The 18,818-nt window shown below is 62.2% G+C and carries 20 protein-coding genes; 7 read left to right on the top strand and 13 right to left on the bottom strand.

The window, feature by feature from the left end; translation table 11 throughout:
- Positions 1-142: 142 nt before the first annotated feature.
- The 5 genes from VI340_RS00525 to VI340_RS00545 all read left to right on the top strand — a co-directional run bounded on the left by VI340_RS00525 (position 143) and on the right by VI340_RS00545 (position 3,256).
- Complete coding sequence (locus VI340_RS00525) at positions 143-397, top strand: hypothetical protein (RefSeq protein WP_008311233.1); 255 nt, start codon at positions 143-145, stop codon at positions 395-397.
- A 4-nt stretch (positions 398-401) separates the two neighbouring features.
- The gene (locus VI340_RS00530; protein WP_008311230.1) at positions 402-947 is read left to right on the top strand and encodes a hypothetical protein; all 546 of its coding nucleotides are present in this window, start codon (positions 402-404) and stop codon (positions 945-947) included.
- A 75-nt stretch (positions 948-1,022) separates the two neighbouring features.
- Complete coding sequence (locus tag VI340_RS00535) at positions 1,023-2,486, top strand: DHH family phosphoesterase (RefSeq protein WP_336357555.1); 1,464 nt, start codon at positions 1,023-1,025, stop codon at positions 2,484-2,486.
- Between the two features lie 95 nt (positions 2,487-2,581).
- The gene (locus tag VI340_RS00540; protein WP_008311227.1) at positions 2,582-2,815 is read left to right on the top strand and encodes a hypothetical protein; all 234 of its coding nucleotides are present in this window, start codon (positions 2,582-2,584) and stop codon (positions 2,813-2,815) included.
- 123 nt (positions 2,816-2,938) lie between these two features.
- The gene (locus VI340_RS00545) at positions 2,939-3,256 is read left to right on the top strand and encodes a DUF5783 family protein (RefSeq protein WP_008311226.1); all 318 of its coding nucleotides are present in this window, start codon (positions 2,939-2,941) and stop codon (positions 3,254-3,256) included.
- A gap of 78 nt (positions 3,257-3,334) precedes the next feature.
- Here VI340_RS00545 and VI340_RS00550 read toward each other — a convergent pair whose 3' ends face one another.
- Both VI340_RS00550 and VI340_RS00555 read right to left on the bottom strand, forming a co-directional pair.
- Positions 3,335-4,405, bottom strand: coding sequence for a DUF4350 domain-containing protein (locus VI340_RS00550; protein WP_336357556.1), 1,071 nt, complete (start codon positions 4,403-4,405; stop codon positions 3,335-3,337).
- Between the two features lies 1 nt (position 4,406).
- The gene (locus VI340_RS00555) at positions 4,407-5,333 is read right to left on the bottom strand and encodes a S49 family peptidase (protein WP_336330344.1); all 927 of its coding nucleotides are present in this window, start codon (positions 5,331-5,333) and stop codon (positions 4,407-4,409) included.
- Positions 5,334-5,456: 123 nt separating this feature from the next.
- On the opposite strand from VI340_RS00555, the gene VI340_RS00560 reads away from it, so the two are divergent.
- Complete coding sequence (locus VI340_RS00560; protein ID WP_008311221.1) at positions 5,457-7,466, top strand: heme-binding protein; 2,010 nt, start codon at positions 5,457-5,459, stop codon at positions 7,464-7,466.
- A 19-nt stretch (positions 7,467-7,485) separates the two neighbouring features.
- Here VI340_RS00560 and VI340_RS00565 read toward each other — a convergent pair whose 3' ends face one another.
- Complete coding sequence (locus tag VI340_RS00565) at positions 7,486-8,247, bottom strand: class I SAM-dependent methyltransferase (protein WP_336357557.1); 762 nt, start codon at positions 8,245-8,247, stop codon at positions 7,486-7,488.
- Between the two features lie 57 nt (positions 8,248-8,304).
- Positions 8,305-8,733: an iron-sulfur cluster assembly scaffold protein gene (locus tag VI340_RS00570; protein WP_008311217.1), complete on the bottom strand. Its 429-nt coding sequence runs from the start codon at positions 8,731-8,733 to the stop codon at positions 8,305-8,307.
- Between the two features lie 160 nt (positions 8,734-8,893).
- Between VI340_RS00570 and VI340_RS00575 the strand changes: the two genes are divergently transcribed.
- A complete protein-coding gene (locus VI340_RS00575) occupies positions 8,894-9,370 on the top strand; it encodes a protein-tyrosine phosphatase family protein (RefSeq protein ID WP_008311215.1) in 477 nt (158 codons plus the stop codon).
- Between the two features lie 24 nt (positions 9,371-9,394).
- Here VI340_RS00575 and VI340_RS00580 read toward each other — a convergent pair whose 3' ends face one another.
- The 9 genes from VI340_RS00580 to VI340_RS00620 form a co-directional block, all read right to left on the bottom strand.
- Positions 9,395-9,934, bottom strand: a complete 540-nt coding sequence (locus tag VI340_RS00580; RefSeq protein WP_336357558.1) for a cupin domain-containing protein — start codon at positions 9,932-9,934, stop codon at positions 9,395-9,397.
- A 109-nt stretch (positions 9,935-10,043) separates the two neighbouring features.
- The gene (locus VI340_RS00585; RefSeq protein WP_336330340.1) at positions 10,044-11,291 is read right to left on the bottom strand and encodes an aminotransferase class V-fold PLP-dependent enzyme; all 1,248 of its coding nucleotides are present in this window, start codon (positions 11,289-11,291) and stop codon (positions 10,044-10,046) included.
- 216 nt (positions 11,292-11,507) lie between these two features.
- Entirely contained in the window at positions 11,508-12,887 is a 1,380-nt protein-coding gene (locus VI340_RS00590) for a nucleotide sugar dehydrogenase (protein WP_008311210.1), read from the bottom strand.
- Positions 12,871-13,863 carry a Gfo/Idh/MocA family oxidoreductase gene (locus tag VI340_RS00595; protein WP_336357559.1) on the bottom strand — a complete coding sequence of 331 codons (993 nt, stop codon included), beginning with the start codon at positions 13,861-13,863 and terminating at the stop codon, positions 12,871-12,873. Before VI340_RS00595 ends, VI340_RS00590 begins: the two co-directional genes overlap by 17 nt.
- Positions 13,856-14,929 (bottom strand): DegT/DnrJ/EryC1/StrS family aminotransferase, encoded by a 1,074-nt coding sequence (locus VI340_RS00600; protein ID WP_008311208.1) that lies wholly within the window; start codon positions 14,927-14,929, stop codon positions 13,856-13,858. Before VI340_RS00600 ends, VI340_RS00595 begins: the two co-directional genes overlap by 8 nt.
- Entirely contained in the window at positions 14,926-15,510 is a 585-nt protein-coding gene (locus VI340_RS00605) for an acyltransferase (protein ID WP_336357560.1), read from the bottom strand. Before VI340_RS00605 ends, VI340_RS00600 begins: the two co-directional genes overlap by 4 nt.
- 246 nt (positions 15,511-15,756) lie before the next feature.
- The gene (locus tag VI340_RS00610) at positions 15,757-16,782 is read right to left on the bottom strand and encodes a GNAT family N-acetyltransferase (RefSeq protein ID WP_008311206.1); all 1,026 of its coding nucleotides are present in this window, start codon (positions 16,780-16,782) and stop codon (positions 15,757-15,759) included.
- 27 nt (positions 16,783-16,809) lie between these two features.
- On the bottom strand, positions 16,810-17,889 hold the full coding sequence (locus VI340_RS00615; RefSeq protein WP_008311205.1) for a GNAT family N-acetyltransferase: 1,080 nt from the start codon (positions 17,887-17,889) through the stop codon (positions 16,810-16,812).
- On the bottom strand, positions 17,886-18,809 hold the full coding sequence (locus VI340_RS00620) for a glycosyltransferase (protein ID WP_008311204.1): 924 nt from the start codon (positions 18,807-18,809) through the stop codon (positions 17,886-17,888). Before VI340_RS00620 ends, VI340_RS00615 begins: the two co-directional genes overlap by 4 nt.
- Positions 18,810-18,818: the final 9 nt, after the last annotated feature.

Genomic DNA, 18,818 nt, shown 5'->3' on the forward strand with positions numbered 1-18,818 from the left:
TCGTATGACTGTAGATATTATAATAACAGGGTATTACTCGATTTAATACGGGGTTAATCGGCTAAAACGACGGAAATCCGCGGTTATTCGAGCTTACCGTCTGGCTACTTGATGGGGTGCCGGAATCAATCGATGGACGACGATGACACGAACCCTACTGCGTACGGTCGGCACGCTGGTGCTCGCGCTGACACTCTTCACAGCGGCGGCCGCGGCTGCGCCCGCGGTGGACGGTGACGACGGGACGAACGCCGTCGGCCCGCCCGGCGGTCTCCCGGATCAGGTCCCTGACTTTGTGACAACGATCATCGAAGCGATTCAGGAGTTCCTCGCCGGTGGGAGCGACGACAGCCCCGGCTCGGACGTGAGTGGGGCGGCGACAGGGGTCGGGACGTAGACCGATGAACGGAAAGCTGCTCGCCGTCGGCGGCGCTGTCGTGCTCCTGCTCGCGGGTATCGGCGGCGCGTTCGTCGCCGGCCTCGGTCCGTTCCAGGCGGAAAGCAGCGGGCAGGACCTCTCGGAGTTCCCGACGGAGACGCCTGATAGCGATACCGCCAGCACCGAGGACGGAACCAATGCTGACGGCGGCGCGGCCAGCACTCCGCCGTTTGCGTTCACCGTCGATACTATCGAGGAGTGTGGCCAGACCTGCCGCGACGTGACCTCGACGCTGACGAATCAGCAGAACAGTACGGCGGCGGACATCACCGTCTACACGCGGATTTACGCCGGGAAATCCACTGATGACGGTGACGTGGTCTGGGAGGGCTCCGAGGACGTGGGGACGCTCGAAGCTGACGAGTCCTACACCACGACTCGGCGCGTCGACCTGTCGTTCGGTGACGCCTACGCTATCGAACAGGCGGACGGCTGGATAACGATCCGGACGACTGTCGAGACGGCCGACCGGACCGTCACGCTCAGCGACCAGCGGAAGGTCGCCTGACGGGGCACGCCGGTCTGGGACGACTGACCGCGCGTCTGAACGTTTTTATGCCGGAGCGCACCTATCCCCGGTACGATGACTACGACCGGCCCCGTTCCAGCGCTCGCCGACCGCGCGGCCGCCTGCGCCGACCGACTCCGGGCGGCCGACCGCGTGTTGCTGGCCTCCCACATCGACGCCGACGGGCTGACCAGCGCCGCCATCGCCACCGCGGCGCTGTCGCGGGCCGGCATCCCCGTCGAGACCGTGTTCAAGAAGCAACTCGACGCCGCTGAGATCGAGAGCATCGCCGCCCGGGAGTACGACACCGTGCTGTTCACGGACTTCGGGTCCGGCCAGCTCGACGTGATCTCCGAACACGTCGCCGCGGGCGACTTCGAGGCGGTCATCGCCGACCATCACCAGCCGTCGGCCCCGGACGACTGCCACTCCGACGCGGTCGTCGACACCGACGGTTACGCCGACTTCGACACTCACCTCAATCCGCTGCTTGAGGGCATCAACGGGGCGTCGGAGCTCTCGGGTGCGGGAGCGGCGTACGTCCTCGCCCGCGCGCTCTCGACCGATGAGACGGACAACCGCGACCTCGCCGCGCTGGCGGTCGTCGGCGCAGTCGGGGACATGCAGGCCGTCGGCGGGGAACTCGTCGGAGCCAACGCCGGTCTCGTCGAGGAGGGCATCGCCGCCGACGTGCTGGAGGAGGGCACCGACCTCTCCCTGTACGGCAAACAGACCCGGCCGCTGCCGAAGCTACTTGAGTACGCCACGGAAGTTCCGATTCCGGGTATCTCGAACGACCAGGCCGGCGCGACGCGGTTCCTCGAAGGCCTCGGTCTGGACCTGAAAGCCGATGGAGACTGGCGGACGTGGGCGGACCTCTCCGCCGACGAGCGCCAGACCGTCGCCAGCGGGCTGGTCCAGCGTGCCGTCGAGCGCGGCGTGCCGGCGGACAAGATAGAGACGCTGGTCGGCACGACCTACACGCTGACCGCGGAACCGCGCGGGACGGAACTCCGGGACGCGAGCGAGTTCTCGACGCTCCTGAACGCCACGGCCCGCTACGAACGGGCGGACGTGGGACTGGCGGTCTGTCTCGGCGAGCGCGACGCACCGCTGGAGCGGGCGCGGACACTGCTGTCGAACCACCGCCGGAACCTCTCGGAGGGACTCACGCTCGTCAAGGAGCGCGGCGTCACCCAGGCCGGGACCGTCCAGTGGTTCGACGCCGGTGACGCCATCCGCGAGACCATCGTCGGCATCGTCGCCGGGATGGCGCTGGGGACCGACGGCGTCGATTCGGACAAGCCAATCATCGCCTTTGCCAGCACCGACGAGGACGAGACGAAGGTGTCCTCGCGGGCGACCGGCCCGCTCGTTGGCCGGGGCGTCGACCTGTCGGTCGTGATGCGCGACGCCGCCCAGGCCGTCGGCGGCGACGGCGGCGGCCACGATATCGCGGCGGGCGCGACTATCCCGACCGGCAAGGAATCGGCGTTCATCGAGGCCGCCGACGAGATTATCAGCGAGCAAGTATCGTAGCCGAGACGTAGCAAACTGTGCGGCAGAGCGATTGATGACGCTGCCACCAGTATCAGCAATAAAAGCTATACGTCCGCTTCTCCGAACACCCCACGATGGACTCTCGGGGCCTGTTCGATATCGTGCTCGTCGTCGTCGCCGGCCTGCTAGCCTACACTGAGACGTTCGGCTTCGCGAACCCGCGGACGTCGCTGCAAGAGATTATCGCAGCTATCGCCAGGCTAGACATCCGCGTCTTTCTCGTCCTGGGTGGCATCTTCGGCATCTGCTTCGTCGCGTACCTCACGATGTACCTCCCACAGAAGGACGCACGCACGATACAACGGTGATACTGTCGGCTGTAACTATCTCTGGATAGTCGACACCCCTGGGAGGCGAAATTCGTCACAGACGTACAGCCGACAGTATGAACATCGGGCCATCTTTATCCCCAGCCCTGTACCGTTCTGACAATGACAGAGTTCGACCCCGAGAAGTTCGAGGACAAGTACGCGAACTACTTCCCGGAGCTCCAGAAGGCCTACAAGAACGCCTTCGAGCGGATGAACGACACGTACGACTCCGAGCTAGTCCACGCGATCGACCAGCAGGTCCTCAACGAGTCGGAGCCGTTCTACGAGGACGGCGAGTTCAGTGTCGAACTGCCGGAGAACCCGACCGAGCGGCTCTCGGCGATCATCGTCGACGACGAGAAACTCGACGCCGTGCTCTCCGAATACGTCGACGAGATCGAGCGCGAACTGCGCCGCGTCTTCGACATCGACGACTGACTGCACTCGCCGCGGTTCGACAATTGCTGCGTTATTCCTGTTCTGCCGGTATCCCCGACGAGAGCGGGCGGTGACGCCCTACTCGTCGGCCCTCATCGTCTCGTTCGGTTCGGGCGTCAGGGTTGATTCCGGCTCGGACGGCAGTGCGCCGCCACCGCCCGTTCCGGCACCGGGGAGCGAGCCGCCAGGTCCGGACTCGCCGGTGTCTGCGGGTTGTGGTGCGTCTGCGGGTGATTTCTCGCCTGTGACGAGGAAGTCAAGCAGATTCCCGACTAGCTGTTCGTTGTCGGCCCGGTAGAGGAACTCCTGTGTGAAGACGTTCGTGTCACCGACGGTGACGACGTTCCCCGAGCGAGCAACGACGCCGTACGTGTCCTGTCGCCGGGTCTTCGAGAGCGTTGTCTGTTCCGTCGTAGTGAGTGCGGTGTCGCCGCCCTGAACGGGGATCGCAGCGTAGAAGACCGTTCGGTCGACGCCCTCTGTGAGTTCCGTATCGCCCGTCGGCGTCGCGTAGACGTTCTGGTAGTTGGTGTCGTACTCGTGCATGTTGTACAGGTAGCCGTTCCCGTACGAGAGGCCGTACTGGCTCGCCAGTGGGGCCATCGGCTTGGTCACGCTATCCGAGGAAATCGGGCCGAAAAGCCCCAGTCCGGCGGGACTCGCCTCCGACGGCTCGTTCAGCAAGAGCACGCGACCGCCTGCATCGGTGAACGCGGTCAGACCGTTCAGTTCGCTCTCGGTGTAGCGCTGTTCCGCGCCGAGGACGACGAGAGCGTCAGCCGAACGCAGTGACTCGTTGAGCGGGCTCCCGTTCTGCCGCTCACCGACGTGGTACCGTACCGTTGCTCCGTTTTGGGTCAGGGTCGATACGAGTGGCGTGAGCGCTTCGCGGTCGATGTCGCCGGCGTGAGCGACGTCGATGACAACGGTCTTCCCGGACGCGTCGGCCGACATCGAGAGTTCACCGCTCTCGTCGGCCGGAGTCACGACGGACTCGTCGCTGTTGAACGATGGGGCGTTCACCTGCGTTACATCGGGGGCTGCCTGACCACTGCCACCTATTGCTACGGTGCCGACAACCGCCGAGAGGACGAGTATACCGACGAAGAATCCTGCTCGAACGACCGGACTTGAGCTATCAGATGACATCTCAGGCACCTCCCTGTGCGCTGCTGTTGTAGACGACTTGCTGGTTCTCCGGCGTGCCGTATATCATGAGGAAGTGGACTGTGTCGACGCCCTGGAACGTGTACGGTGCGCCTTCGGCGGCGACGGTAGCGTTCCCACCGGCTTCACTCCCGCCACTGAGGAGGAACAGCCCCTGTGGGTCCGCGGGGTTGTGGTACACGACCTGATACTCCGAGAGGTCGGCGGCTTCGGCCGCGCCGGCTATCGCGGCTTCGAGTCCACCGACTTCGTCCGCATAGCCGGTCTGGACCGCGCGACCGCCCTGATAGGCCGACGCTTCAGCGACAGTCTCGCGGGAGACGTTGAGCCTGTCACCGCGTTCGGTCATGACTGCACCGACGAAGGCCCGTTTCATCGATTCGAGGCTCGCGTAGTACTGGTCGCGCGTCATACCTCGATGAGCTTTGTCTGGTCCAGTAGTGGCGGACGAACTCAGACCGTCGCTCGGCGCGGTTCCGATGACGCCGACGTGGCCGACGAGACTGGCCGGCGTCACGTAGATGCGGTCGCTCGGGACCGCGGTGTAGTACGCGCCGGAAGCGGCGTACTGGTCGACGCTCGTGTACACCGGCTTTTCGGCCGAGAGCCGCTTGACAGCCAGATACATCGACTCACTGGAGGCGGCGCTCCCCCCGGGGCTCGACACCCGCAGGACGACTGCCTCGACTGACTCGTTACTGCGGAGTTCGCGGAGTTTCTGTACCGTGTCCTGTGAGCTAGAACTGGAAATCGTTTCGTCGATGTTCACTACAGCGACGTACTGTTCGTCACCCTCGGAGACCGACGCCGCATACGGTACGACGGCGGCACCAATGAGAATGGCAATAACCGCAAGTACCGTGTACGACTGGAGGGCAGTTGCGACCCGTCTATCGATTGGGTTATTCATGCGACAACATAGATTCGCTGTCACGTTAGCCTAATAAAAGCATAGCCTGAACTGCTGGGTCAGAAGTCGCCGGACCGGAACGACATGAGAAGTTTCCTTACTGTCGACCTGCAACCGATCTCTATGGACCAACGAAAGCCGCCAGCCACGGAAGAGGGCTGGTACGCGCTGCACGATTGCCGGAGCATCGACTGGGACGCCTGGCGCGAGGCCCCCCAGCGAGTCCGTGATCGTGCGCTCTCGGAGGGGATCGGCTTCCTCGACGCGTACGAAGCCGTCGAAGACGCCGAGGAGGGCCAGACGGCGGTGTACACCGTCATGGGTCACAAGGCCGACATCATGATCCTCCACCTGCGGCCGACGATGGGTGACCTCGACGCGGCCGAACGGCACTTCGAGCAGACGGAGTTCGCCGCCTTCACCGAACGGGAGTTCTCCTACGTCTCCGTGACGGAGGCGTCGGGCTACACCGAGAAGTCCCGCGAGTACTTCGAGGGCGAAGTGGACGACGACTCCGGGCTGGCCCAGTACATCCAGGCCCGACTCCACCCCGACGTGCCCGACGACGAGTTCGTCTGCTTCTACCCGATGAGCAAGCGCCGCCAGCCCGACCAGAACTGGTACGACACCTCCTTCGAGGAGCGGGCGGCCCATATCAAACGGCATGGTGACATCGGCCGCACCTACGGCGGCGACGTGAACCAGATGATCGCCGGCTCCATCGGCTTCGACGACTGGGAGTGGGGCATCACGCTCTGGAGCGACGACATGCGCCACATCAAGGAGTTGCTGACCGAGATGCGATTCGACCCCTCGACCTCGCAGTTCGCCGAGTTCGGTCCGTTCTACGTCGGCCGGAAGTTCGACCCGTCGGAGTTGCCGGCCGTCCTGGCCGGTCAGCGCGTTCCGACCGACGACGAGTCGGTTCCGGAGACACCGGCGGACGTTGCGGAACACGAACACGCGCCGGCTGATGCCGGCACGAGTCACAGCCACGCCGAAGAGCCGACGGCGAGCGACGCACAGGCCGGGGCACACGCTGGCGGTGACACCGATAGCCACGGCGGTGCCCATCCCGGGAGCGCCAGCGAGGGCGACCATCCGCATTCCGAGGAATCCTCCGACGAAGACGACTCGGGATCGTCGAGCAGTTCGGGCGGCCGGCCGGACGTCTCGGCCGACTTCGAAGAGGTCGACGACGCACCACAGCGGCTCGGCCGACTGGGGCTGCACGAGGGCGATGCGTACGACGCCGGGGACTACGCGCTGGTGTTCCACTCCTCGGCAGATGCGGAGGACATCGTCGACGACGTGTCCGACCTCGAGAGCAGTTTCGACCACTACGACCGCCACGTCCGGACGGCCGTGCGCGCCGACAGCGGCCAGACCTACGTCGTCAGCATCTGGACGGCGAAAGACGCCGCCGAGACGGCGGCCGGGTTCCTGAAGGACATCGACGGCGTCGAAGAACAGTTCGGCGGCGCCCTCGGCGAGGGTGCCGAGAGCGCCGAGACCGAGGACGGCAGTGACGCCCAGACTGCCGAGTCGTCGCAGTCCATCCGAGAGACGCTCGAATCGGCGGGCGTCTATGCCGGCCAACCACACGGTGAAGACGTGTACGCGCTGGTCGTGTACTCCGAAGCCGACGCGGCGACGCTCGACGAGGAGGTCGCGGACCTCCGGAGCGCGTTCGACCGCTACGACACCCACGTCCAGACGACAGTGTACGGCGACACCGACGGCGACCTCTCGGCTGTCGCGTCACTGTGGGACACCGAAGACGCCGCCCAGACCGCCAGCGACTACCTCACCGACCTGCCCGGCGTTGTCGGCCGCCACGGAGAGGGCGACGGGTTCGGGACGATGGGGATGTTCTACACCGTCAAGCCCGAGTACCACGACGACTTCGTCGAGAAGTTCGACACCGTCGGCGGCCTGCTCGAAGAGATGGACGGCCACCGCGAGACTTCGCTGCTGTTCAACCACGACGACGAGAACGACATGTTCATCGCCAGCCAGTGGGACTCACAGGAGGATGCGATGGCGTTCTTCCGCTCCGACGACTTCTCGGAGACGGTCGACTGGGGTCGCGACGTACTGGCCGACCGACCGCGCCACGTCTTCCTGGCCTGAATCACAGGCCAGCTGTTCGTTATCGACTGGCGACGAACCGCAACCGCCGGTAGTCGACGGTCCACGTCTCGGTCTCTGTGTCGTATAACGCCGGTCGCAGCCGGTCCTCGATACTGTCCAGAACAGCTCCGTGGTCGCGTTCGGGGACCGGAGCCAGCACCGAATCGCCGAACATTTCGAGCCATTCTCTCAAGCCCGCGCTACCGCCTTCAAGCGGTGTCGGACGGTCAAACAGCCACGCCGCGGTGACCTCCAGTCCGTGCGCTTCGAGACGCGACGTGTACTCGCCGAGGCTCGGGAAATACCACGGGTTCTCGGTCTCGTAGCCCCGTTCGGCGAGTACCGAACGGACCGCTGTTTCGACCTGTGAGACGTTCCCCTGGCCGCCAAGCTCCGCGACGAAGCGACCGCCTTCGTCCAAGGCCTCGGCGACCATCGACAACACGGCGTCGTGGCCGTCGCTGGGTATCCAGTGCAGTGCGGCGTTCGAGAAGACAGCGTCGAACGTGCCGGGGTCGTAGTCCCGGGCGTCGGCGACCTCGAACGTCAGGTCGGGATACTGCTCGCGAGCCTGAGCGACCATCTCTTCGGCGGCGTCGATACCGACCACAGCCGCACCTCGGTCGGCGATTTCGGCTGTCAGGTGGCCCGTGCCACAGCCGATATCGAGGACGCGCTCGCTCGGCTGTGCGTCCAGCAACTCGACCACGTCCGCTCCGTACTCGGCGACAAAGCTGTGTCCCCCGTCGTAGTCGTCGGGGTCCCACTCGTTTTCCGGCATTGACTGGGCTATCACCCGAGTGGCATGAAAAGCGTACTGACGGTGTGTGAGTCCGTCTCAGTCGTCGTCTTCGGTCGTCGTCCGGTCGATGTCCTTCTCGCCGAAGTAGATCTCCGCCCCGTCCTGAGCCACCTTCTCGGCGAGGACGGCACATTTCACCCGCATCGGCGAGATGTCGACACCCAGCATCTCTGTGATGTCGTCGCGGTCCATCGCTTCTAGGTCCTCGACCGCCATCCCGGCTAGCTCCTGTGAGAGCATCGACGCGGAGGCCTGGGAGATGGCACAGCCGTCGCCCTGGAAGGCGACCTGTTCGATTGTCTCCTCGCTCTCGTCGAGGACGACATCCATCCGTATCTCGTCGCCGCACATCGGATTCTCGCCGATGTGGGTAAACGTTGGGTCCTCGATCTCCCCGTAGTTCCGGGGGTTCTTGTAGTGATCGAGGATCTGCTGCCGGTACATGTCCGAGCCACCGATACCCATAATTGAACTAAGATACGGCTGTCAGTCGGAAAAGCGTTCCGAGGTATCGGTTCGCATGTATTTTGTTCTTCGGCGGGGCGGCTCCGACGGTCTGTGAGAACTGACCGCCGCTCTCCCATCAGTAGGCAGTATTTACTATCGCAGTCCGTTCTGTCAACACATGGGGCAGAACGACGCTTCGGCTTCAACCGACTGTGCTGTCCGACCTGTGGGGTTCGTCAGCGATGCGCCGGTGATCCGACAGATCGGCGACCGGCCGCTTTTTATCGGCAACAAACACGCGGCGCGGCCCGAAGCGCACGACCGTTCCTTCGAGCACGTCCTCTCGGCGACGGCCGAGGCGTACCCGCTCACGACCGCCCACCACCCGCTCACCGACGGCCCCGGCAACGAGTGGGCGGCGTTCGAGGCGGCCGTCGATACCGCCCGGCGCTTCGTCCGAGCGGACGGTCCGGCGCTGATTCACTGCAAGGCTGGCGTCTCCCGGAGTTCGACGCTGCTTGCGACGGCCATCGCCGCCGAGGAGGATCGCCCGCTCTCGACCGCGCTGGCGGCTGTACAGGAGGCCCGGCCGATTGCGACGCCGAACCCCGCTCTCTACGAGCTCGCTGTCATCTACCTCGCTGCGGACCCGTGATTTCCCGATACGTACCTATTGGACCTACTCCGTGACGGCGTTCTCGTCTTTCGTGACGACTTCGTCGCGGACTCGGTCGACCCACAGCGCAACCGGCCAGTCCTCTGTCTGGTACGGTTCATTCCCTTCGAGCAATTCGAGGCGTCCGACCGAGTCCGACGGCATTGCGACCAGTCCCTCGTGACTGGCTTCTCCCACAGATTCGATCTTGTGTCGTGCTCCACCGGGTAGATAGACGAACTCGCGTCGTTCAGCCCGGATTACTTGCTCGCTTCCGTCTTCGCGTTTCAGCGTGTATCTGGCGGCACCATCGAGGCACAGACACACCTCGTCGAAACTGGGTGCGTGCGTGTGCCAGTCAATGACTGCGCCGGGGTCCATCTCGAAGTACAGCAACTTGAATTCGTTCGTGATACACACAGGGTACGTCCGGATGTCGTCCCCGCCCTGTTCGAAGTGACTGGCGTCGTCGAGTGACACCTTGTACATCGTTTGATCGGGGAGGTGCGTGTAATCGAGCGCTTCCGGCGTCAGCGGCCGCTCCGCTTCATCGGTATCAGTCATTGTCCCGCCGAAAGTTATCGGTGGTGTGTCATATAGGTGGCGTGCGCCGCGGTAATATAAAAACTGTCAATAAACCGATCCGCAGCTCCGACGGAAACTGAGAGAACAACTACGCGAACAGCTGGCGGGCGTCGTCGATAGCCGAAACGAGCTTGTCCACTTCTTCCCGCGTGTTGTAGACGTAGAAGGAAGCACGCGCAGACGCCGGGACGCCCATCTTGTCGTGGAGGGGCTGGGTGCAGTGGTCGCCGGCGCGGATGGCGACGGCGGAGTCGTTGAGGATCGAGGAGAGGTCGTGGGCGTGGACCGAATCGAGGTTGAACGCGACCAGACCGCCCCGTTCCGTTCCCGCGGCCGGGCCGTACGTCTCCACGTCGCCTTCGTCCCGCAGTTGTTCCAGCGCGTACTGGGCGAGCTGCTCCTCGTGACGCTGGATTCGTTCCATGCCGATATCGTCGAGGTAGTCACAGGCCTCCGCCAGCGCGATGCCCTGGCAGATGACGGGCGTGCCGGCCTCGAACTTCCAGGGGAGGTCGTTCCAGGTGGCGTCCTCGAAGGTGACTTTCTTGATCATCTCGCCGCCGTAGAGGTACGGCTCCATCTCCTCCAGCAGGTGCTTTTTGCCGTAGAGGACGCCGATACCGGTCGGACCGGCCATCTTGTGCCCAGAGAAGGCCAGGAAATCGGCGTCGATGGCTTCCACGTCGACCGGGCGGTTCGGGACCGACTGGGCCCCGTCGACGAAGATGTACGACCCGTGGTCGTGGGCGATGTCCGCCAGTTCCGAGACGGGGTTGACCGTCCCGAGCGTGTTCGAGACGTGGACGACGCTGACCATCGCCGTGTCGTCGGTGATGATTTCACGGGCCTGGTCCATGTCGAGCGTGCCGTCCTCGTCGACGCTGATGTAGCGACACGTCGCGCCGGTCTTCTTGGCGATCTGCTGCCAGGTGACAAGCGAGGCGTGGTGTTCCATCTCCGTGAGGACGACCTCGTCTTCGGGCCCGAGTTCGTTCAGGCCCCAGGCGTAGGCGACGAGGTTCTCGCTCTCCGTGGTGTTCTTGGTGAAGACGATTTCCTCGCGCTCGCCCGATGCGCCGATGAACTCGGCGACGCGGTCGTGGGCGTCCTCGTAGGCGACGCTGGCCTCCTGGCTGAGCTGGTGGAGGCCGCGGTGGACGTTGGCGTTCGTCGTCCGGTAGTAGTCGGCGATGGTCTCGACGACCGGCTCGGGCGTCTGCGTGGTGGCCGCGTTGTCGAGATACACCACTTGTTCGCCGCCGAACTCGCGCTGGAGGATGGGGAAGTCCTCGCGGATACGCTCCACGTCTAGTAGTTCAGATTCAGCGTGTCCCATTGGTTCTGTTCAGGGGCTCAACAGGCAACATTCCTTCGGTCGCAGGTATTACGGAACGGTTCGACGGGAGTGCGGCCAGTCCATGTGACAGCCTGCAGACGGGCCAGTAAACGAGCGTTCAGCTCCACCGCAACCGTGTTGACGATTAGTGGCGTCCCGGAACGTGGACTGGCAGGATTACCTGACTGGCAGGACAACTGACTGGCGTATCTCCGTCTACTCTACGGGTCCGCGCCCGACGGTGTAGACACGATGGCTGGTGTCAGACAACGTCAGTGTGTCCCGCCCGTCGATGACGACTGAGCCCGCTGGTCGGCCCATCGAGGCCCAGTCTAGCGCCCCGAACTCGTTGTGCGGTGTGACCATGACGATAGCGTCGTAGTCCCGCTCTGACGCCCGAGAAAGTGGTAGCTGCTTCAGGTCGAACTCGGCGGTATCGTCGAGAAGCGGGTCGATCCCGTCGACGTCGGCCCCGGCCGCTGACAGCCTCTCTGCGATTGTACGGGCCGGCGATGTCTGCGTTTCCTCCACACCGGGGCGATAGGTCAGCCCGAGCACAAGGACGCTGGCCGCGGCCAGTTCCACGCCGTCGGCGGCCAGTTCTTCGCGGAGTGTCTCGACTGTAAACACCGGCATCGAATCGTTGACCTCGCGTGCGGTTTCGAGCAACGGCGCCTCGGTGTCAAACGGTTCGATGAGGAAGTGGGGGTAGACTGGGATACAGTGGCCACCAACTCCGGGTCCAGGATCGTGGATGTCACAGAACGGTTGCGTGTTGGCAGCCTCGATTGCTGCCCGAACGTCGACGTCAAGCTCGTCGGTGAACGTCGCTAGCTCGTTTGCCAGCGCGATGTTGACATCACGGTACAATCCCTCAAACAGCTTGACACATTCGGCAGTGGTTGCGTCGGCGACAGCGATAACACCGCTGTCGTTGATACTGGTGTAGATGCACTCTGCCAGTCGGGTACTTTCATCGTCGACACCGCCAACGACCTTCGGGTACGCGCCGCGGATGTCCTGAATAGCGCGTCCACTCGCGGTCCGCTCGGGACAGAATGCGACACCGAACGCATCGGTCTCTAAGCCGGCTGCCGCAGCGATGTCGGGCTGGACGCGGTCAGCAGTCGTCCGTGGTGGAACGGTGCACTCAACAAGGACGAGGTCCCCGGGTGCGACCTCCTCCGCAATCCCATCGATAGCAGCGTCAAGCATCGAGAGATCGGGCTCAGACGTGTCAGTGAGCGGTGTCGGCACGATGACGACGTGAACGTTCGCTGCAGCCGCCGCAGCGGCCGGGTCAGACGTCGCGCGAAGTTTCCCGGCGGCGACACAGTCTGCCACTAAATCGGGCAGTCCCGGTTCGCGCTGGACGTGGCAGTTGCCAGCATTGACACTTTCAACGACTGCCGGATCGATGTCGACACCGATGACAGCGCCACAGACGTCGGCAAACACAGCAGCCAGCGGGAGCCCCATCTTGCCGAGTCCGTACACTGCCACCGGGAGGGTTCCGTTTTCAAACGCGGTTTGAACCTGCTCGGCAGTGGCGTCGTTCCCGTAAACGCCACCTACTGACTCAGTCTGTCTGTGCATTGGTGGTGAACTCCCCTTCCGAAGATCCCGTGTCGAACGCTTTTCGGTCAATCGTCTGTGCTAACTCGACGGCTTGGATCCCGTCCTCACCTGTGACACGCGGTTGGCTGTTCGTCTGTACAGCATCGAGGAAGGACTCGAGTTCGCGTTTGAGTGGTTCCCCGGTGCGTACTGCCGGTTTCTCGACGATACTCTCATGGCGGTACCGGACCTCGTTGTCCGTCGCAACGTACTCCGGAACTGACTGGCGATGGACTTCCAGTGACTGATCAATGAAGTCAGCGGTCACGTAACAGGAATCCGCGGTGATTTTGAACTGGCGGATCTTCTTTTCTGTGACCCTGCTCGCCGTCAGCGAGCCAATGACTCCGGAGGCAAACTCTAACGTTGCTGTCGCGTATCGGCCCTGTGCAGCGCCGCTGACCTGAATATCTGATACTGCGGACGGCAGGAGATGACAGATCAGATCGATGTCGTGTATCATGAGGTCGGTGACTGCCGAGTCCTCAACAGTGCGATCGACTGACGGCCCTAGCCGTTTGGCCGACACAGAAATAACATCGATATCTGTGAGGATCTCATCCAAGACCTCTGTCACAGGGTTGAACCGCTCTATATGGCCTACCTGAAGGGTCACGTCCTCGGCATCCGCAGCGTCGATGAGGTCGCGTCCGGTCGCAGTCTTCACGACCAACGGCTTTTCGATCAACATCCCAGTCCCAGCGTCAATACACTGTCGAGCAACCTCGGCATGGTACCGCGTCGGGACGGCGATTGAGACCGCATCGGCTTGCTTGCACAGTTCCGCGCTGTCACAGGCCCGGACCCCATTTTCGTCAGCGATCTGCTTTGCTCGGTCCGCGTTGGCGTCGGCAACGCCGATCAGCGTCGCACCGGACAGCTCGTTGTAGACACGGGCGTGGTGTCGACCCATTGCTCCGACGCCAACAACACCGACATCGAGCGTCTCACCCATACGTCTGGACCACCTCCGCCACTCGCTCGACCTCACGTTGCTCCAGCGCCGGATGTACCGGAAGTGAGCATACTTCCGCAGCTGCGCGCTTCGCTTCGGGTGTGTCGGCAGTAACACCGCTGTACGCCTCTTGTTCATTGATCGGGGTCGGGTAATAAACACCGTATCCGATATCGTGTGCGGTGAGATGGTCGATCAATCCGTCTCGGTCCCGACAGCGAACAGTGTACTGATTGTAGGCGTGCCGGCGGTCGGACGGTTCGACAGGAGTCGTCAGGTCAGTCGCCGAGAGTGCGTCAGTCAGTATCGTCGCGTACTCTCGCCGAGTCGCGACGTACTCTGGAAGGCATTCTAGTTGTGCTAGGCCGATAGCGGCAGCGATACTCGTCATCCGGAAATTATGCCCTACGTCGGTGTATCCCTCGTCGCCACGACCGTGGTTGACGAACCGCTCGGTCCGAGCCGCGACCACAGGATCGTCGGTGACAACCATCCCACCCTCGCCAGTAGTCATGTTCTTTGTTGGATAAAAGGAGAAACAGGCCACATCGCCGAGACTACCGACCGGTTCGCCGCCGACAGCCGCTCCGTGGGCCTGTGCCGCGTCCTCCACTAGCGGTATGTCATGCTCGTCAGCGATTCTTCGCAACCTGGTCATGTCGGCAGGTAATCCGTAGAGATGAACAGCGATGATAGCGTCGACGGCCCCATCGTGGGCCGCAATAGTCCGTTCAACGCTGTCGGGGTCTAAGGTGTACGTTGCCGGAGCGATGTCGGCAAATATCGGCTCCGCCCCGGCGAGGCGAACTGCGTTCGTGCTCGCGATGAACGAGAACGGCGTCGTCAGGACACGGTCGCCACTTCCGATGCCAAGTCCTTTCAGCGCAGCGTGGAGGGCTGTGGTCCCGTTGGCGGTAGCAACGGCGTGGGACACCCCACAGTGCGTGGCGAACTCGCTCTCGAACTCTCGCACCTGCGGACCGTCCGCCAGCTGTCCGCTATCGAGTACTGCTTGCACCCGCTCGCGCTCCGCATCCCCGATGTCGGGTGTGGCAAGGTTGATCATTGCTCTAGCCTGTTTCGTGTATCTAGTTCAGGCGGCAGTGGTTCGTGGCTGGCCGGGACGCCGACCACTAAGCTATTCGGCGGAACATCTGTCGTGACGACTGCCCCTGCAGCAACAAAGCTGTGCTCGCCGATAGTCACATCAGGTAACACCGTGGCGTTCGCCCCGATAGTGACTCCGTCCTCAATGGTTGGCCCCGACAGTCTACCGTCGCTACGCACTGGATACCTGTCGTTTGTCAGGACTGCATGTGGGCCGAGGAAGACGTTGTCCCCGATGGTTGTCTGAGACGGGACGTACACCCCTGTCTGAAGACTAACATGAGAGCCAATCTCCGTCTTCCCATCGATAACGGCGTTCGTTCCGAGTACGACATCGTCACTGATGGTTGTATGCTCCCGAACCAGTGCGTTGTGTCCTGTGACAAACGATGCTCCAATGGCGACGTCACAGTAGATGACTGTCCCGGCACGTACTGTTGCCGCTGTGCCGAGGACTGTCGGTGAGACATCGTCATTGTACTCGTAGCCCACCGTCGCCTGTGGCGAAATAGTTGCGCTTTCACCCACCTCAGCTCGCATAGAATTCGATACCTCCGCTCACCCTGTTGCTCGTAAATACGTTGTTCAGCAGGAAAGGAACCAGCGTGTTACTGGCCGAGTACTGCTCTCCATACCACCAACAAGCCCTATGGTTAGAAGGCATGTCCAAGCGGCTATTTTTACTATACAGGCTTTATTATAAAGTATATATTTTATATAATACTACCATACCTATCAGTAAGTTATTCTTTTCAACGAGTGATTATATACACAGTACCTGTAAAATCAGGAGTACTGTGCAAACCACCGATACAGTTGCAGTAGTGAATCGATACCGGCTCCGCTCCGCTCCATAGAGTAGAACCCGGTTAGCTCGGGCCCGAAATGGAGTTTATACCTGTTTAGACGGGGGTCACCTGCACCCACCAGTTCATAGGCTGTTCGCCCCCGCTCGATCGCATCAGTAATCCCTCGCCAGATGAGCAACTCATTGACCGGGAGGTCCACATGATCGGGGGGCTTGACGTTCCCGAGCCAGCCCGAAATTGTGTCTCCGTCGTCGTAATAAATGTGCCCGCCGACGACATCGCCATCCACTCGGAGAACGTAGGGGCGGATTTGCCCCGGTTGAAGCGCTTCGTAGAGCCGCCCGGGGAACCCAGTGGGAACGGGGAACGGCTCGCCCTGCTCGTTGTACCGGCTTTCAACGTGGTGCATCACCGTCTCAGTCGCGTCAAGTCCTTCCTCAGAGATCGTGTACTCGGACTCCGACTCCTGCCCGATACGGAGCCGCCGACGCGCCTCGCTGGTAAACCGGTCTCGAACGGCGTCTTTTCCACCAGAGAGGTCGGTGACATACGTATACTCCGGCCGAACTGTACAGCCATTCCACTTGAATTGCCGGACGTCATTGAGCCCGGTTGGCGACCGCACTCGGAGGTACTTCGGATCAATCGTGTCTTCGATATACTCGAATGCTGCATCGATGAATCCCTGCCGACGTCGTTCACGCTTGCGTTGCTTGGGGTCCCCTCGAACGACGAACGCCGGACCAAGTCGGGGAATCCAGAGGTTCGGTGGCGGGGAAAAAACAGCACTGAACGGCCCCTTTCGAAGCTCGAAGACTGGCAGAACACCGATCGGCTCCTGTCCCTTGAACCCCATCAGCCGGTGGATTTCCGTCCCTGAGTCGGCTGCCAGTTGCTCTAGAGCCGCACACCGGTGGAAGACAGTAGCGTGTGGCGAATGTTCAAGAGCGCTATCCCACTCTTCATGTCGGTCTGTCCCGACGCACTCAATCTCGATACTCATTGTCGTGGTTTGGTTCCAGTTGTCATCTCAGTAGTTCTGTCCGCGATAGAGCCGGCGTCCGAATTTGAACGCACGCCAGGCGACCGCCGAAAGCCCTCTGTCCCACTGGACGATCGGGCAGACCGCTGGTCCGTACTGTGACTTATACGTAAACAATCCGTCTCTGAAGTCCGCACCCGTCGCGCCGAAGTCGTAGCTCTCGAAGCCAGCGTCAATGGCCCACTGAATGGCCGCGCCATGGAGCTGTTCCGATGTCCCGTATTCGTAGGCTGACGTCTCCGGAACTGCCGAAAAGTAGTATCTGAGGGCTGACTGCTCCTCATCTACGATGCAGATGTGCCGGCCGAGGGTATTGCCCTCACGGCGAGCAGTAAACACCTCGACTCGTTCGTCCATGTGTTCGGCAAGCGCCTCAAAGAAGGCCATTGGAAAGCTATCCGCTCCGATTCGCTCCATGTTCTGGACGTAGTCGGCATGGATTGAGGCCAGCATCGGGCCATCGAAGTCAGTTCGTTCGACGGTAACTGCGTCGTTGCGTAGTTCCGTCCGTCGTGTCCGGTCCATTCCGGACTTGATACGGTCCCACCCGGGCGCAAGGTCAAGTACGAGTCGGCAGGAAGTGACTGTCGATTCATACCCTTGGCCGATGAGGTACTTACTGTATCTGTTCTGTGCCTGGCTCCCGGTCCGTATTTTGTGCGAAAGCGCCTGCCGTGGCGCTGCTGTTGTGAGTGCCGACAGCATCGTATCGAGGCACGACTCGTGGTCTGTGGCGATTACTGGACCGCCAGTGCCGGGATGGAGCGACACTAGACGCTCAGTTGGCAGGTGCGAAGCCGTCGCTTCCACAACCCGATCGGGGCCCGGTAGATCCGCTGGGTCGGGGGTTGCAACCGGTACCAGGACAGTCGGAAGCACAGCAACCGGGTTCGATCCTTTCGTCACGACCGCGTGATAGGCTGGCCGATCCAGACCTGCTTCGACTGCCCGGAGCCACTCGTGCCGGTGGAACACCGTTCCGAGGTCCGACTGTGTGACGAGATTGTTCCACTGGTTCGCGTTGACGGCTGTAACTGTACTGTGGATCGTCGTCTCGTGAGCAGTCATGCACACCTCCGGTCGATAGCTGATCGGTACACTGCGGTCAGACGCTCTGCCATCCGATTCAGACGTAGCGGCTCGACAGCAGCCCGTCCGTGGACAGCCTCTGACGACTGGAGGGTCGCTGTAAGTTCCGTCGTGAGTTCTTCGTCGTCCGCGCAGACGGCAGACCGAGCGGCCCCATCGATCAGACTTGCGACGTCACCGACATCTACCGAGACCACTGGTGTATTACACGCCAGCGCCTCTTTGACCGCGTTCGGTGACCCCTCGTGGGTCGAGGTCAGTATGAGCGCATCTGCGGCGTTCATGTATGTCGGGACCCGGTCGTGGGCGACCCCATGGACGACCTCAAGCGAGACCGGCGTGTCGAGACGCTCGTTGACCGCATCTATGACACGGACGGCTCGGGGATGGTCCTTTTCGGCACGGTCGGGGTCGTAAGGAAACAGCACGTGATATTTGCCGTCATCCCAGCCCAACGTCTGTTTGGCAGTTTCGGTCGGGACTGGCTCGAACTGCTCGAAATCGACGGCATGAGGGATCACATGACACGCTTCTCCAAGCGCATCAGCCATGGCCGAAGACATTACGACGACTTCGTCAGCGAGCGTGGCACACTGGCGACTCAGCCAGTCGTACTGGCCGAAAATGTCCGATCCCCATAACGACAGGACGACCGGACGGGTCGGCTGTGCCAGTGCCATCGGCGCAGTCAATCCATAGTTAGCGTGGACGAGGTCGTATTGCCACGGGGAGGCACTAAGCGATTCCGTGTAGAACTGGAGATACGCCATCGGTGACCGAGTAGCTTCGTCGCCACCGGGCACCTCCAGAACCGTACAGTTGATGCCGTGACGCTCCAGCGCTTCGACTTGCTTGTGAAAAAACGGCCGCCGGGTTGTCACAAGCTGAAGAACGTCCATCGGGATTTA

Source organism: Haloarcula sp. CGMCC 1.6347 (assembly GCF_037078395.1).
Taxonomy (GTDB): Archaea; Halobacteriota; Halobacteria; order Halobacteriales; family Haloarculaceae; genus Haloarcula; species Haloarcula amylolytica.